The sequence below is a fragment of the Marinobacter sp. S6332 genome (assembly GCF_023016045.1).
Lineage (GTDB): Bacteria > Pseudomonadota > Gammaproteobacteria > Pseudomonadales > Oleiphilaceae > Marinobacter.
The window spans coordinates 85,835-102,254 of sequence record NZ_JALKAP010000012.1 but is presented as its reverse complement, the minus strand read 5'-3'; the positions used below and the strand labels follow the sequence as shown (position 1 = coordinate 102,254).

General features: G+C 52.5%; 12 protein-coding genes. 1 reads left to right on the top strand and 11 read right to left on the bottom strand.

Features of this window, described 5'->3' with window-relative positions; all coding sequences use genetic code 11:
* Positions 1–94 precede the first annotated feature (94 nt).
* The 4 genes from ligA to MWU62_RS15835 all read right to left on the bottom strand — a co-directional run bounded on the left by ligA (position 95) and on the right by MWU62_RS15835 (position 7,584).
* Positions 95–2,122, bottom strand: coding sequence for an NAD-dependent DNA ligase LigA (ligA, locus tag MWU62_RS15850; RefSeq protein WP_247115795.1), 2,028 nt, complete (start codon positions 2,120–2,122; stop codon positions 95–97).
* A gap of 92 nt (positions 2,123–2,214) precedes the next feature.
* A complete protein-coding gene (gene zipA, locus MWU62_RS15845; RefSeq protein ID WP_247115794.1) occupies positions 2,215–3,222 on the bottom strand; it encodes a cell division protein ZipA in 1,008 nt (335 codons plus the stop codon).
* A gap of 173 nt (positions 3,223–3,395) precedes the next feature.
* The gene (smc, locus tag MWU62_RS15840) at positions 3,396–6,899 is read right to left on the bottom strand and encodes a chromosome segregation protein SMC (protein WP_247115793.1); all 3,504 of its coding nucleotides are present in this window, start codon (positions 6,897–6,899) and stop codon (positions 3,396–3,398) included.
* A 1-nt stretch (position 6,900) separates the two neighbouring features.
* Positions 6,901–7,584, bottom strand: a complete 684-nt coding sequence (locus MWU62_RS15835) for a GntR family transcriptional regulator (RefSeq protein ID WP_247115792.1) — start codon at positions 7,582–7,584, stop codon at positions 6,901–6,903.
* Between the two features lie 286 nt (positions 7,585–7,870).
* On the opposite strand from MWU62_RS15835, the gene MWU62_RS15830 reads away from it, so the two are divergent.
* Positions 7,871–8,797, top strand: coding sequence for a GGDEF domain-containing protein (locus MWU62_RS15830; protein ID WP_247115791.1), 927 nt, complete (start codon positions 7,871–7,873; stop codon positions 8,795–8,797).
* 42 nt (positions 8,798–8,839) lie between these two features.
* Here MWU62_RS15830 and rluB read toward each other — a convergent pair whose 3' ends face one another.
* The 7 genes from rluB to lpdA form a co-directional block, all read right to left on the bottom strand.
* The gene (rluB, locus tag MWU62_RS15825; RefSeq protein WP_247115790.1) at positions 8,840–9,865 is read right to left on the bottom strand and encodes a 23S rRNA pseudouridine(2605) synthase RluB; all 1,026 of its coding nucleotides are present in this window, start codon (positions 9,863–9,865) and stop codon (positions 8,840–8,842) included.
* Positions 9,866–9,904: 39 nt separating this feature from the next.
* On the bottom strand, positions 9,905–10,546 hold the full coding sequence (gene scpB, locus MWU62_RS15820) for an SMC-Scp complex subunit ScpB (protein WP_247115789.1): 642 nt from the start codon (positions 10,544–10,546) through the stop codon (positions 9,905–9,907).
* Positions 10,547–10,591: 45 nt separating this feature from the next.
* Positions 10,592–11,383, bottom strand: coding sequence for a segregation/condensation protein A (locus MWU62_RS15815; RefSeq protein WP_247115838.1), 792 nt, complete (start codon positions 11,381–11,383; stop codon positions 10,592–10,594).
* On the bottom strand, positions 11,376–12,590 hold the full coding sequence (locus MWU62_RS15810; protein WP_281494942.1) for a tryptophan--tRNA ligase: 1,215 nt from the start codon (positions 12,588–12,590) through the stop codon (positions 11,376–11,378). Before MWU62_RS15810 ends, MWU62_RS15815 begins: the two co-directional genes overlap by 8 nt.
* Before the next feature lie 119 nt (positions 12,591–12,709).
* Positions 12,710–13,582, bottom strand: coding sequence for a succinate--CoA ligase subunit alpha (gene sucD / locus MWU62_RS15805; protein WP_200364173.1), 873 nt, complete (start codon positions 13,580–13,582; stop codon positions 12,710–12,712).
* Entirely contained in the window at positions 13,582–14,748 is a 1,167-nt protein-coding gene (gene sucC, locus MWU62_RS15800; RefSeq protein ID WP_216007795.1) for an ADP-forming succinate--CoA ligase subunit beta, read from the bottom strand. The genes sucD and sucC overlap by 1 nt, the downstream gene beginning before the upstream one ends.
* 196 nt (positions 14,749–14,944) lie before the next feature.
* Positions 14,945–16,387, bottom strand: coding sequence for a dihydrolipoyl dehydrogenase (gene lpdA / locus MWU62_RS15795; protein ID WP_247115788.1), 1,443 nt, complete (start codon positions 16,385–16,387; stop codon positions 14,945–14,947).
* Positions 16,388–16,420: the final 33 nt, after the last annotated feature.

The window sequence follows — 16,420 nt, the reverse complement described above, 5'->3', positions numbered from 1 at the left end:
GCCACCGATAACACACGGTTACAGAATGCAGCCATGTTAGCCACTTTCGGAAACGGGGTATCTGCGCGAGTTCTCAGATTCATCGGTCTGCGTATTAATGCCCCTGATCATTGAGCATCGCTAGGAGGGCTGGCTCATCCAAAATAGGAATACCTAGCTGCTCAGCTTTTGCCAACTTAGAACCAGCAGCCTCTCCTGCTACAACACAGGCTGTTTTTTTCGACACGCTGCCAGCCACTTTGGCACCCAGCAACTCCAATTTTTCTCTGGCTTCATCACGGGTAAGTTCCGATAGCGTGCCTGTTAGCACCCATGTTTGCCCCTGCAGAGGTTTACTACCAGCGGTACCTTCCTCTTGCTGCCACTGAACGCCCTCTTGGCGCAGAGCATCGAGGGTTTCGCGGTTATGGGGTTGTTCAAAAAAGCTGCGGATATGGCCAGCAACAATAGGCCCAACGTCAGGTACCGCGATGAGCGCTTCTTCATTCGCTTCTGCCACTGCCTCAAGAGTGCCGAAATGTGATGCCAGTGACTTAGCTGTGGCCTCACCTACTTCTCGTATACCCAGCGCATATAGGAAGCGCCAGAGTACAGGTTCCCGGGACTTATCTATGGCTTCTACCAGATTAGCTGCGGACTTTTCCCCCATCCTATCTAAACGCATCAGATCCTTTGCAGTCAGCTTATAGATATCCGCAACGGTCTCCACCATGCCTTGATCAACAAGAATATCGATCCACTTGTCGCCAAGGCCCTCAATATCCAACGCTTTTCTGGACGCATAATGCCGAATCGCCTCCTTTCTCTGAGCTGGGCAAAATAGACCGCCGGAGCAGCGGGCGATGGCTTCGCCTTCAATCTGGATAATATCGGAATCACAAACAGGGCATTGCTTGGGAAGCTCCACGGATCGCGCGTTCACCGGGCGTTTTTCCAAAACAACCTTCACAACTTTTGGAATAACGTCACCTGCTCTACGGATAAATACCGTGTCGCCAATATGAACATCCAGCCTGCGAATCTCGTCCATGTTGTGCAGGGTGGCGTTGCTAACCGTTACGCCACCCACAAAAACGGGCTTGAGGCGGGCAACGGGGGTGACAGCACCCGTGCGCCCTACTTGAAACTCCACATCTTCGATAACGGTCAGCTCTTCCTGCGCCGGGAACTTATGGGCAATGGCCCAGCGCGGCGCCCGGGAAACAAAACCAAGGGTTGCCTGATAATCCAACCGGTCAACCTTAAATACTATGCCATCAATCTCATAGGGCAACAGATCGCGCTTCTGCATCAACTCTTCATAGGCTTCAAGGCATTCGGATGCGCCAAGTGCTTTACGCATCTCGGGATTAATTCTGAATCCCCAGCGCTGAACTTGTTGCAGACTCTCCCACTGAGTATCGGGTAGCAAGCTTTCGTCAGTGACCGCAACGCTATAAGCGCACATTTCTAGAGGTCGCCGTGCGGTAACTGTTGATTTCTTTTGGCGCAGGCTACCGGCTGCAGCGTTTCTGGGGTTTACAAAGGTTTTCTCGCCATGATCCGCCAGCCGATTGTTCAAGGCTTCGAAACCAGCCCGTGGCATGTAGACCTCGCCCCTGACTTCCACGAGATCAGGTACATCATTCCCTCGTAGGCGCAGCGGAACAGAAGGGATGGTGCGAATATTCGCAGTGATGTCTTCACCGGCATAACCATCTCCACGAGTTGCAGCGCGCGTAAGAGACCCTTTCTCGTAATGCAGGCTGACAGCCAGACCGTCGAGCTTGGGCTCGCAAACATACTCAACTTCGCTGCTTGTATTGAGCCGTTCTCTAACCCGACGATCAAAGTCTCGAAGCTCATCAGCGTTGAAGGCATTATCTAACGACAGCATAGGCAAGCGGTGGACGACCTCCTCGAAACTGGTTTCGGCGCTACTTCCTACCCTTCGGGTGGGTGAGTCATCCGATGCCAATTCAGGGTGCTCCATTTCGAGCATTTGAAGCTCCCGAAAAAGACGGTCGTATTCCGCATCCGGGATACCCGGATCGTCCAGCACGTAATACCGGTAGTTGTGCTCATCAAGAGCAGAACGCAGCTCCTCTGCCCGCTTGATAGTCTCCGGTGACGGCTTGCTCATAGGTTGGCGCTCTTTGTTGCTGTCGTTGTTGCTGTCAAAAAAATGCCCGGATAACTCCGGGCATTTTTATTTCAGTTCTGACCCCGCCCAACTCAGTGGCGTGGTGAACGCTGCTTGCGCTCAAATTCACGGATTCGCTGTCGGCAATGCTCTATTGTCTGGGCCGTCATCACGCTGCGGCGTTCATCCTTGAGTTCACCTCCAAGGTTACGCACAACGCATTGCGCAGTTTCGAGCATAAACTCAAAGGCCTGCAATGCATTCGTCGGCCCTGGCATGCTCATAAAAAAGCTGATGCCCGGCGTTGTCATAGCCGCTACGTTATTAGGCTTGAAAGTGCCAGGTTCTACGGCGTTAGCGACACTGAATTGCACCGGAGTAGTAGTATCCTCTGCCTCATGACGGTGGTAGATGTCCATATCGCCATGGGCTAGTCCACAGGCTTCAAACAGTTTCTGCAGGGCTGCTCCGCTGAAGTCCTCACCCTGACGGGCAAGCACGTTAATCACGATCACCTCGCGGGCTTCCGGTCGGTTAGCTCCCGCTAGTGGTTGCTCCGGGCCATCACTAGGTTGCGGCTCACGGCGCGCAGTATCTTCTTCAACATCGGTGATCGCTTCAGCTGGTATTTCCGGCGATGACAGTTCTTCATCTTCCGCGCCCCAGCCAGTATCAGCGGTCAGTTCGTCTTGCTCAACGGAGGAAAAGCCGGAGTCGCCCACATCCTCATCTATTTGCTCTTGTGCCCATACACCCTCCTCATTTGGAAGGGGTTCATCAAGCTCAGAAGTACATTTCCCCTGAGTTTCACGAACGGGCCGGGTCGGCTTTTGCTGCGGAGCACGAAAACGAGAGGGCTTTTCACGCCGCACATAGCCGCGTTCTTCCAAAGTATCATTTGAAATTGGCCTCGCTCCACCGTTAGGAAGCTCGGGGTTATGATACTCATCCAGCGGGGATTCTTTTAAGTCATCAACGCCCATCCCGGAAGAAATCGCAATAGATTCTTTGCGGGCCCGACGCATGCGCCTCAAGCCGTCTATTACAATACCGATAATAACAAGGGTGCCGATGGCAATTAACCATTCCCTAAGTGACATAGTGCTGCTGTCCTGTTTGCAGATCAGATCCGGAAGCGAATAAAAGGGCTCCGGCTGCTACTCTAAAAAAAGCCGGTACTGAATACAACGCAAAGCCGCATCACATGGCCTTTTTGTCATTCTTGGCGGTTTTCTGGCCAGCTACTGCCCGCCTTGCGTAAACAGGCGGAACTCTAGGCTTCTGCCAAAGCGGCCGCCTCTTCAACATCAACGGTAACCAAGCGCGAACAACCGGGCTCGTGCATTGTAACCCCCATAAGTTGATCCGCCATTTCCATAGCGATCTTATTATGGGTTATGTATATAAATTGTACCTGTTTCGACATTTCTTTGACCAGACTGGCATACCGGCCAACGTTCGCATCATCGAGGGGGGCGTCCACCTCATCCAGCATACAGAAAGGTGCCGGATTGAGCTGGAAAATGGAGAATACCAGCGCAATGGCAGTGAGTGCCTTTTCGCCACCGGACAACAAATGGATAGTGCTGTTCTTTTTTCCCGGCGGGCGAGCCATGATCGCCACACCGGTTTCCAGAAGGTCCTCACCGGTCAGCTCTAGATAGGCATTGCCTCCACCGAACACTTTCGGGAAAAGGGCCTGCAAACCCCCATTTACCTGATCAAAGGTTTCTTTGAAGCGCTGCCGGGTTTCCCGATCGATTTTGCGGATAGCCGTATCAAGTATATCGAGTGCTTCTGTCAGGTCGTCGTGCTGGCTGTCGAGGTAGGTTTTACGCTCACTTTGAACCTGATACTCGTCTATCGCCGCTAGGTTGATGGCGCCAAGGCGCTGAATGCGATTTCCAATTTTCTCCAGCTCCGCTGCCCATTCGTCCTGACTGGCATCCTCAGGTAACTGGGGTAGGATGTCTTGCAGTTTTACGTTCAGCTCACCAAGTTGCTCAATGTGGTTACTGGCACGAATCTCCAGCGCTTGGGATTCCATTTTCAGCTTTTCCAGTTTGGAGCGAACGTCTTGAATCCGGTGATCTGTACCGCTTCTGCCCTGCTCTTTCTCCCGCACTTCTCGGTCAATTTCTTCCAAGGCATCACGGGCTACACCAAGCTTCTCTTCCTCAGCTAACCGGCGATCCAGCAAACCTTCGAGTTGCATTTGCAGGTCTTCCATGGGTTCTTCCGCACCCTCTCTGGACTCCCTAAGGATTTCCAAGCGCTCTTCCAGACGCTCTTTCTGCATTTGCATGCGGTCTATGGTTTGGCTTAGGCCATCACGTTGACTAGCAAGAGTTTGGAGCTGCAATTGAAGTTGGTGAGCGTGGTCACGATCATGGCGAGCCTCCTGACGCAATCCGTCAAGTTTCTCCCGCCGAATGTCCCGTTGTTCAAGCAAGCGCTCTTTTTCGTCATCACCGTCTTCCGTCAAAGCCAACGCCTGTTGCCAGTCGTCTCTGGCGATACTAAGGTTTTCCTGCTGAGTTTCCAGATTCAGTGCTACGTCTGACGCTTCTTCGTGAATCCGAGTAAGTCGCACATCAATCTGCTCGGCACGGGCACGCAGTCCGCTCATTTTGGAGGCGACTAAGCTGAGCTCGCGATCGGTTTCGCTCAGCCTTGCCTGTGCCTCATCTCTTACGGATTCCGCCCTTTCTGTTCGTTCCTGCAGCGCTTCATGACGAGCTATTGCTTCTTCCAGTGACTCCTCCGCCAGTGCAAGCTGCTCGGCCAAGGCATCCACTTTTTTCTGCCGCTCAATAACACCAATTTGGCTGGCATCGGATTCAGGCATCCGCACCCAATCACGAGCTACCCAAACACCCTCACGAGTGATGATACTATTGCCTTTTGCCAGCCCTGACCTCTTGTCTAGCGCATCGGCGAGGGACTCAGCCACTCCGATTCCCGTGAGCATAGAACCAATAGCTTCCACACCGCGCACTTTAGAGGCCAATACATCCCCAGAAGCCGCTGGAATGCTGTCTTCGGAGCTCGCCTGTATAACGGCAAGACCCTTCGGCGCCTCCTGCAATGCCCGAGAAAGTGCGTCGATGCTTGGCAACAGTAGCCCCTGACTAAAGCGCCCAATGATCTGCTCTAACGCGAACTCCCAGCCATCCTCTATCTGAAGTTTGCCGGCCACACGAGGAAGATCTACTAAACCATGCTCTGCCAGCCATGCCTGTTGCACATCATCTTGTCCACCCATCTGTTCATCAAGCAGCGTTTGTTGAGATTCCAGTGCAGCTTGTAGGCTTTGTACCTTCTGTCGGGCACCGGTCAGAGCTTGTTCGGTATCGCGCTCGTTTTGCTTGGCATCCTGAAGCTCCCCCTGAACCGATTCAATTCGCTCGGCCGCTTCTTCACGCTGCAATTCCAAGACCTCTTGTTGTTCTTGGAGCTCATGCAGTTCGTCCCGATCAACCTGGCCATCCAATTGCGCCTGTTCGTCTTGGAGCTTACGCTGGCGAGCTAACAGTTGGTCTATGGCTTGCTCAAGAGATACGATACGAGATTGGGCAAGCTCTGCTTCGCGGCGGGCATCGGCAGAGCGTGAACTGAACTCTTCCCAACGCTGCTGCCATTCGCGCATGGCCTCTTCCGCTTGCTGAAGCTTCTCTCCCGACTCCTCAGAGCGAACAGCCAGAGCTTCCTGTTCCGGCTCAATCATCTCCAGCTCTTCCCGTATCGCAGAGAGCTTTTCTTCGTCCTGACTCAATTCCCGCGCGAGTTCTCGCTGGTTAGCCATCGCCTGATCCAGCTCCGCAGCCGTCTGGCGACTTCTTTCGCGTTGATGTTCAAGGCTTTGCTCAATACGGGCAATGTCAGCGCCAGCTTCATAATAACGCGCCTGCGCCCGGTTGAAGTGCTCTGTGCGTTCATGGTGGCTGTCACGAAGGGATTCCAGAGAGGTTTCCAAGCCTATGCGTTCGGTGAGCTGTTTCTCAAGCTCTAGCTCCGTATCGCGGATTTTGCTGCGCCAGGCCTGTAGATCCTTATCTAGTGATTGCCAACGCAGAACCGTAAGCTCGGCTTTTTTCTGGCGCTCTTCCTGCTTGTATGCCCTGTACTTTTCTGCGGCAGCAGCCTGCCGTTCGAGGTGCTGTAACTGTCGTCCCAGCTCCTCACGAAGGTCGGTTAGGCGCTCAAGGTTTTCCTGAGTGCGGCGCATGCGGTTTTCGGTTTCCCGGCGGCGCTCCTTGTACTTCGAAATGCCCGCGGCTTCCTCGATATAAATGCGCAGCTCTTCCGGCTTGGCTTCTATCAGCCGCGAGATCATGCCTTGCTCGATAATGGCGTAGCTGCGGGGGCCGAGGCCGGTGCCTAGAAACAAGTCTGTAATATCACGGCGACGGCATTTAGAGCCATTAAGGAAATACTCGGACTGCCCTTCCCGGGATACCCGCCGGCGTACGGAGATCTCATTAAAGCGAACGAACTCGCCGGGCGCAGAGCCGTCACTATTGTCAAATACCAGTTCTATAGAAGCTTGACCTACGGGCTTGCGGGCGCTGGAGCCGTTAAAGATAACGTCTGTCATGGATTCGCCGCGTAAATACTTGGCCGAGCTCTCTCCCATCACCCAGCGAACGGCATCAATAATATTGGATTTGCCACAACCATTAGGCCCAACCACGGCTGTCAGATTAGTCGGAAAAGGCACTGTGGTGGGATCAACAAAGGATTTGAATCCGGCCAACTTGATCGACTTCAGGCGCATGTCACGCGCTCTCCTCCTCCATGAGAATACTCAAAACCTGTTGTCTCTGGTGCTCACCGAAGGCCTGTATTGCAGACTGAAGCCGTTCAGCATCTCCACTCAAAGCTGCGTCACCCAAGCGCCGGAAAAAGACAGCAGTCTGCCCTATGCCGTCTCGAAAGTTCTCAAGCGCAACGAAATAGGTGCGGCTGATCGCAGGCCGGAAATTTTCCAGCGTTTCCTCCAAAAACGGGTTATCAACCAGTTCATAGGCGTAACGCATTACCCCAAAACCCGCTTCGATGACTTTTTCGGCAGAATCTGGCCCGGTTGAGTTTACAGCCTGAACAACAGTCTCAACTTCCCGAACCCGACCCATGACGCCGCGCAGCTCATCACCTGCCCAACGTTCAACAATTTTGCGCCCGAGCATGCAAAGCAAGTCAATATAAATATCATAAAGATTGTTGACGCTGGCAACCGTTAGGCTTGAAACCACAGCGCCTCTGCGCGGGAAGATTTGAATCAAATGCCTACGCTCCAAGATCAACAGGGCTTCCCGTACCGACCCTCTGCTTACATTAAGGTCGCTCGCAACTTTAAGCTCCTGAATTCTGGCACCGGGCATCAGATCCCGCGTAACAATCCGCTGGCCCAAATGTTGGGCGATCTGTTCGGAAAGACTTTCTGGGGCCTGGAACGTCATACGAAATAGTGCTCACTTCTGGAAACAACGCGGAAACAAGTCGGTCAGTTTACCACAGGCATTCTTCATCCCCACCCCTTAGAAATGCATTTCACTCCCGTGGGTGCCGCAGTGGGAAGGAGCTTGTCGTATTTTTGACGCTTGCGCACCGTAGAGGATATCTGGAAGCTAAATCACTTTATGTTATCGACTTATATTATTGTTATTATTCGGCATTTTATAAATGGCATGATCGATGCTTTATTCTGGAAAAGCACTGATACACTTTGAAAGAGAGTGAGCCGTAGTGAAAAACATACCGTCGATACAGCGAACCACCACTCAGCCAAGAAATCTGGCTGCACTTCGGCAGTCGTTTGAGGGATGGTCAAATACCCCCGACCCTCTCACAAAACTAACACGGCGCCTATCTACAACACTCTCTCTGGAAACCCAGCTTGGCATTCTGGCAGAAGAGTTACGGGACACTATCCCGTTCGACGCTTTAAACTACCGCCATCAAATAGCGCATCGCGACTTTGTGTTTGCAACCGGCATGGGTGGCCCGCACCGTTGCGAATACCGCCTAAATCTGGAAGGCATTTGCTACGGCACTCTTACCCTAAACCGTCGGCAGAAGTTCTCTGATGAAGAACTACAAGGTATTGAGATGTTTATCAGTGCGGCTATTTGCCCCTTACGCAACGCCTGCCAATTTATTGCCATTGAGCAAGCGGCTCTGACAGATTCACTGACCTCCATTCCAAACAAGCGAGCACTGGATGAGCATCTTCAGCGCGCAAGCTTGCTATCAGACCGCCATGGCGAAGAGTATTCATTAGTTCTATGCGACCTTGACCATTTCAAAGCAGTGAACGACCAGCATGGGCATGTTGTGGGTGATCATGTGTTGCAAATGACAGCAGAAGCCCTTGCGAACGCAATCAGAAGCTCTGATAGCGTTTACCGGTTTGGCGGTGAGGAGTTTGCCATTTTGCTGCCACACACCGGCGAACACGAAGCACGAGACGTTGCCGAACGTGTACGAAACGCCGTTGCTGATTTAAAAGTCGATTGCGGCGGAACCAAACTCTCTGTAACCATAAGCTGTGGTGTTGCTAGACATCTATCAGAAGAAGGTGCAAGCCAGTGGGTAGCACGCGCCGATGAGGCATTGTACAGAGCGAAAGATCAAGGCAGGAACTGTACTCGGGTTTTTGCAAGCATCGGTTGAATAGCCTGAGCGAGAGAGCAATCAGGCTATATACCCCACAGTTTATCTGTCGGTATGCGACTTACGAGGCCTACCAGAACCTCTTTGAGGTTTGCTGGCACCTCCACGGGGCTTATCAGCTCCGCCTTTACGCGCAGGTTTTGTGTCGCTTACATCCCAGCGCCGACCTCCTGTTTTCTTGCCTCCGCTGCCCGGGCTCTTCCTTCTTTGGCGATCGTGAGCGGCTTGTTCATCAGGGGTTTTTTGGGGTATATCGATTGAGGTAAGCCCAACAGTGCTACTAATAATATCCACTGTTTTCTGATCCAGCTCTTCCCATTTACCCAGCGTCAGTCTGCTAGGCAGGAAAACTGGGCCATAGCGAACTCGTTTAAGGCGGCTTACGCGGACGCCCTGCGACTCCCACAAACGCCTAACTTCGCGATTCCGACCCTCCAAAAGCGTCACATGGAACCACCGATTTATTCCACTGCCACCAGCAGGGCTGATATCGCTGAACTTTGCCATGCCATCCTCGAGCAGCACACCCGCCATCAGGCGCTCAATCATGGCATCGTCTACCTCACCAAAAACCCGTACTGCATACTCTCGGTCAATTTGGCTAGAGGGGTGCATCAAGCGGTTTGCCAGCTCACCGTCAGTAGTAAATAGCACTAGCCCTGTGGTGTTGATATCCAGCCGACCGATTGAGATCCAGCGGTTATCCTTCAGCCTTGGTAGGCGGTCAAATACCGTTGGCCGACCTTCTGGGTCTTTACGGGTGGTTACCTCGCCTTCCGGCTTATTGTAGATAAGAACGCGGCGCACAGTGACGGCTGCTGCTGCAACTTCCAGCCGTTTTTCGTCCAGTTCAAAGCGGTCGGTTACAGTGGTTTTCTGGCCGGGCGTCACCACCTCACCATTTACCGTAAGTCGGCCTGCCTCCATCCATCCTTCAATCTCTCGACGCGAGCCGATTCCAGCCCGGGCAAGGAGTTTCTGAATCCGCTCCGGGCCGTCGTTCGTAACCGCGTCGGCAACCGGCTTTGCGGTCGGTTTTGACTTTCTTCCGGGGCGTTCTGACGCCATGAACATAATCCTTAATCGCTGACTGACACCCGAATGGTATCAGTGAAATGTCTGGTCTGGCGGGTTGTCGCCCGCTGGCTTCGCCTGTGCTGAGTCAAACTCAATCTCAGCCTGCATATTCTTTTCAACTTCCCGGCCGATCTCTTCAAGATCCCGTATCTCGGACAACGGAGGCAACTGGCCCAAACCAGAAAGACTGAAATAATCGAGAAATTGCCGGGTTGTCGCATACATTGCCGGTCGGCCTGGAACGTCTCTATGCCCTACAACACGTACCCACTCTCGCTCAAGTAAGGTACGAATGATATTGCTGCTTACCGCAACACCTCGGATGTCTTCAATCTCACCGCGGGTGATGGGCTGTCGATAGGCAATCAGGGCAAGAGTTTCCAGCAGAGCACGGGAGTAGCGTTGGGGTTTTTCCTCAAATAGCCGACTAACCCAAGGAGCAAACTCTTCCCGAATTTGAAGGCGAAAGCCGCTGGCCACTTTACGCAGCTCGAAACCTCGGCCTTCGCATGCGTTGCCAAGAAGCATCATGACATGTTCCATGACTTGCCTTGCCGGGCGTTCATCTTCTGCAAAGAGCTCTCTTAGCTGCTCAAGGGAAAGAGGCTTGCCCGCTGCGAGTAACGCTGCCTCGGCAATTGCCTGAATTCTTGAGAGCTCTTCTTCGTTCATGATTGCTATCCGGTTTCCCTATGCAGCTTTCCACTAGGTAATCGTTTAACGCGCAGCTCGCGCACGCACGTGAATCGGACCCAACACTTCAGCTTGGACTACTTCTATCAACTGCTCTTTAACCAGTTCGAGCGTAGCCAGAAAGGTGACAACCACTCCAAGCCGACCTTCTTCAATGGTGAACAGGCTCTGGAAGGTGACAAACTGGTCGTCCCGCAATACAGACAAAATGGCGGACATTCGCTCTCTGGTCGACAACCTTTCTCTTTCTACATGGTGACTGGTAAACAGGTCAGCCCGGTTCAGTACACCCTGAAGCGCGAGAAGAAGATCCCGCATATCAACATCTGGATGCACCTGGCTCGTTGGCAGCTTCGGTAAGGAGGCAGATACGGCAAAGGTGTCTCGTTCCATGCGCGGCAGTGAATCAATATCTTCCGCGGCCTTCTTAAAGCGCTCGTATTGTTGCAACCTTCGAATCAGTTCTGCACGGGGATCTACCTCTTCATCTTCGTCGGCTTCGTGCCTTGGCAGAAGCATACGGGATTTTATCTCCGCGAGCGTGGCTGCCATCACGAGGTATTCCGCAGCCAGCTCAAAGCGCATGGCTTCAACAGCTCCAATGTACTCCATGTACTGCCGGGTAATCTCACTAACATCTATATCCAGAATATCCATGTTCTGGCGCCGTATGAGATAAAGCAACAGGTCAAGAGGCCCCTCGAAGGCCTCAAGAAATACTGCTAAGGCATCTGGCGGGATATACAGATCACTTGGAAGGTCAACAACTGCCTTCCCTGATACCCGCGCTAATGGTGCCTGATCTGGCTTATCGATAGCTCAATCCCATTGCGGCCCGAACTTCCTCAAGTGTATCTCTGGCAGCATCCCGCGCGTGCTCACGACCTTCTTGGAGAATAGAATGCACAAGATCAGGGCTGGCTTCGTATTCAAGAGCCCTTTCGCGCAACGGCCGCTGCTCTTCCAAAATTGCATCAATTAATGGTTTTTTGCAGTCAAGACAGCCTATTCCGGCACTGCGGCATCCAGTCTGAACCCACTCTTTGGTAGCTTCATCCGAATAGACTTTGTGCAGCCCCCATACTGGACACTTCTCGGGCTCTCCCGGATCTGTACGGCGCACTCTCTGAGGGTCAGTCTGCATGGTACGAACTTTCTGCGCCACACTGTCTGGCTCTTCTCGCAAACCAATATAGTTGTTATAGGATTTGGACATTTTTTGCCCATCCAACCCCGGCATTTTAGACTCAGGTGTTAGCAGTGGCTGAGGCTCCGGCAAAATAATCTTGCCGCCACCCTCGATGAAACCGTATAGGCGCTCACGATCTCCAAGGGAAATGTTCTGCTGCTCCATTAGCAAGGCACGGGCAGTCTCCAACGCTTCCATGTCGCCCTCTTCCTGATAGCGCTTTTTGAGGGTGCGATACAGCTTGGCGTTTTTCTTGCCCATCTTCACGATGGCTGATTCCGCCTGATCCTCAAAACCGGGCTCGCGTCCGTATATATGATTGAACCGACGAGCGATCTCGCGGGTGATTTCAACGTGGGAAACCTGATCTGCACCCACAGGTACTTTACCTGCGCGATACATCAATATGTCGGCGGTCTGGAGCAAGGGATAGCCGAGGAACCCATACGTTGCAAGGTCCTTTTCCCGCAGCTTTTCCTGCTGATCCTTATACGTGGGAATGCGCTCCAGCCAGCCCAGCGGTGTGATCATGGACAGCAGCAGGTGCAATTCTGCGTGTTCAGGCACCTGAGACTGGATAAACATGGTGGAGGAGCCAGGGTTAACCCCTGACGCCAGCCAGTCAATTACCATATCCCAGACGCTTTGCTCGATACCGGATGGGTCATCGTATTGCGTGGTCAGGGCATGCCAGTCGGCAATGAAGAAGAAGCACTCAAATTCGTGCTGGAGTTTCACCCAGTTTTTCAGCACACCGTGATAGTGGCCAAGGTGAAGCTTGCCGGTGGGACGCATACCGGACAAAACCCGTTGCTGGGAATCTACTGAACTCAAAGCACAAACTCCTTCTTTTAAATGGAATGCGCCCATACTAAACGAGGCGACCCGGCATTATAAATAAAAAACCCCCGCTCTGCAGAACAGAAACGGGGGTTTTATTGAAAGAAACCAGCTTACCAGCCAGTTACCTCCTTCAGAGCCTTACCAATCTCGGCCAAACTGCGCACGGTTTTAACACCGGCGTCGTTCAGAGCTGCGAACTTTTCGTCCGCTGTGCCCTTACCACCAGAGATGATAGCGCCTGCGTGGCCCATACGCTTGCCTGGGGGTGCTGTAACACCGGCAATGTAGGCAACCACTGGCTTAGTGACATTTTCTTTGATGAAAGCAGCCGCTTCTTCTTCAGCGGTACCGCCGATTTCACCAATCATCACAATCGCTTCTGTCTGCGGATCGTTCTGAAGCAACTGGAGGATATCGATGAAGTTGGAGCCCGGAATCGGGTCACCACCGATGCCTACACAGGTAGACTGGCCATAGCCGAAGTCTGTGGTCTGCTTAACTGCTTCGTAGGTCAGGGTGCCGGAACGAGATACGATACCGACCTTGCCAGGCTTATGGATGTGCCCTGGCATGATACCGATCTTGCACTCACCCGGTGTGATAACGCCCGGGCAGTTGGGGCCGATCATGCGAACGCCTTTGCGATCAACGTATTCTTTGGCGTACAGCATATCGATGGTCGGAATGCCTTCCGTGATGCACACAATCAGCTCAAGGCCCGCATCAGCAGCTTCAATGATCGCGTCTTTACAGAAGGGTGCGGGAACATAGATTACGGTCGCCTGAGCTCCGGTTTTTTCTACAGCTTCACGCACGGTATTGAATACCGGCAATCCCAAATGCTCAGTACCGCCCTTACCCGGGCTTACGCCACCAACCATTTTGGTGCCGTATTCAATCGCCTGTTCAGAGTGGAAGGTACCCTGTGCGCCGGTAAAGCCTTGGCAGATAACTTTGGTGTCTTTATTAATCAGGATGCTCATTATTTACCCCCTGCGGCTTTAACAACTTGCTCTGCAGCATCCGCCAGACTGGTGGCGGCAATAATGTTCAGGCCACTTTCGGCAAGAACCTTGGTGCCTTTCTCAGCGTTGTTGCCTTCAAGGCGCACAACCACAGGAACCTTAACGCCTACTTCTTTAACCGCACCAATAATGCCTTCTGCGATCATGTCACAGCGCACAATACCGCCGAAAATGTTTACCAGAACGGCTTGCACTGCGTCGTCGGAAAGAATGATCTTAAACGCTTCTGAAACGCGCTCTTTGGTTGCACCGCCACCAACGTCCAGGAAGTTGGCAGGACGACCACCGGAGAGCTTGATAATATCCATGGTTCCCATGGCAAGACCGGCGCCGTTAACCATGCAGCCGATGTTTCCATCAAGCGCTACATAGTTGAGTTCCCATTTGGCAGCTTCCGCTTCGCGGGAGTCTTCCTGAGAAGGGTCGTGCATCTCCTGAATCTTTTTCTGGCGATACAGTGCGTTGCCATCAACACCAATTTTGGCGTCTAGACAGTGCAAATCACCGGCTGGAGTGATAACTAGCGGGTTAATTTCCAGCAGAGCAAGGTCACGATCTTCAAACAACTTTGCCAAACCCATAAAAATCTTGGTGAACTGGCCAATTTGCTTACCTTCCAGACCAAGCTTGAACGCCAGTTCACGACCTTGGTATGGCTGTGCGCCAACCAAAGGATCGATCTCTGCTCTCAAGATTTTTTCCGGAGTTTCTTCGGCAACCGTCTCAATCTCAACACCACCTTCGGTGGAGGCCATAAAGACGATACGACGGCTACCACGGTCAACAACAGCACCTAGGTACAGTTCCTGATCGATATCGGTCAAGGACTCAACCAGAATTTTGCTCACCGGCTGACCGTTTTCATCAGTCTGATAGGTAACCAGATTCTTGCCCAACCACTTTTCAGCAAACTCACGAATCTCGTCTTTGCTCTTGACCAGCTTTACACCGCCAGCCTTACCACGGCCACCCGCGTGCACCTGAGCTTTAACCACCCATGCATCGCCGCCAATTTCATCAGCAGCCGCAACCGCATCTTTCGGAGTATCACAGGCAATGCCTTGGGATACGGGCAGGCCATATTCAGCAAAAAGCTGCTTGCCCTGATATTCATGCAAATTCATAGTTAATGTCCCGCTATTTGATGGAGGATAACCACGTACGGAAGTGAACTCGCTTCTCCCCAAACAGGGAGTCTTATAGGCGAATTCTGTTCGGTGAGCAGGGGATCACCTCAGCTCACCACGATCGCAAACGGAAATCAGCTCTTTTTATAATAAAGGGGCGCCATAATATGCGCCCCCTGCTTCCTAGTTTGCGTTACTTCTTTTTGCGGCGGTTCGCAATGTGAATTGCGCCACCGTTAACTGCCAGAGCTGCCTCGTGCACAGACTCAGAAAGAGTCGGATGCGCAAAGCAGGTCAACGCCAGATCTTCTGCACTTGAGCCAAACTCCATGGCAATAACGCCTTGAGCAACAATCTCAGACGCCTGTGGACCGACAACGTGGAAGCCCAGAATTCTGTCTGTCTTCTCGTCGGCGATAATCTTCACCATGCCCGAAGCAGAGTTGGCTGCCATAGCACGACCATTCGCTGCAAACGGGAAAGTGCCGACTTTGTAGGCTTCGCCTTCGGTCTTGAGTTGCTCTTCAGTTTTACCTACCCAGGCCACTTCAGGCGAGGTGTAAATGACGTTTGGAATGCAATCGTAATTTACCTGAGGCTTCTGCCCGGCAATACGTTCAGCAACCATAACACCCTCTTCCGAGGCCTTATGAGCAAGCATAGGTCCACGAACTACATCGCCTACAGCCCAAACGCCAGGGGCTTCGGTTTTGCACTTATCGTCAACGAAGATAAAGCCGCGCTCGTCCATGTTAACCCCGGAATCTGCAGCCAGCAGATTATCGGTATACGGCCGACGGCCAACAGCAACAATCAGCTTGTCGACTTTCAGCTCCTGTTTGCCTTTGCTGTCTTCGTAGCTCACGTTGACCAGCTTGCGCTTAACCTCGGCGCCGGTTACGCGGCCACCCATAACAATATCCAAACCCTGCTTGCGGAACTGCTTGAGAGCATCCTTGGCAACCTGCTGGTCAACAGCTGGCAAGAAAGTGTCTTGTGCTTCCAGCACTGTCACTTCTGAACCCAAACGTGCCCAAACGCTGCCCAATTCAAGGCCGATAACACCGGCACCGATAATGCCAAGGCGCTTAGGTACTTCGTCAAATTCCAGAGCACCTTCCGAGTCAACAATATAGCCCTCGGTCATAGGCGCAGGTGGGATTTCAATAGGCTTGGAGCCTGTGGCAATAATTACGTTTTCGGCTTCGTAGGTTTTGGTCTTTCCATCTTTGTCTGTAACTTCAACCTGACGGTTTGCCAACAACTTACCGTGGCCGTGAATGGAGGTTACGCCATTGGACTTGAACAAACCTGCGATGCCACCGGTTAGCTGCTTAACGATACCACTCTTGCGTTCCATCATCTTGGCGACGTCGATTTTGACATCCTTGGCGATGATGCCCTGCATTTCATAGTCGTGGCTTGCTTCCTCGAACTTATGTGAAATCTCTAGCAAGGCTTTTGACGGAATGCAGCCGACATTCAAACAGGTACCACCAAGCACCTGACTTTTTCCATCTTCAGAACTCCACGACTCGACACATGCGGTTTTGAGGCCAAGCTGTGCGGCTTTAATGGCAGCAACATAGCCACCGGGGCCTGCACCAATGACGATTACGTCGTACTTTTCAGACATAGTTAATCCTGTTTTCCGATTCGTTAAGTGTCA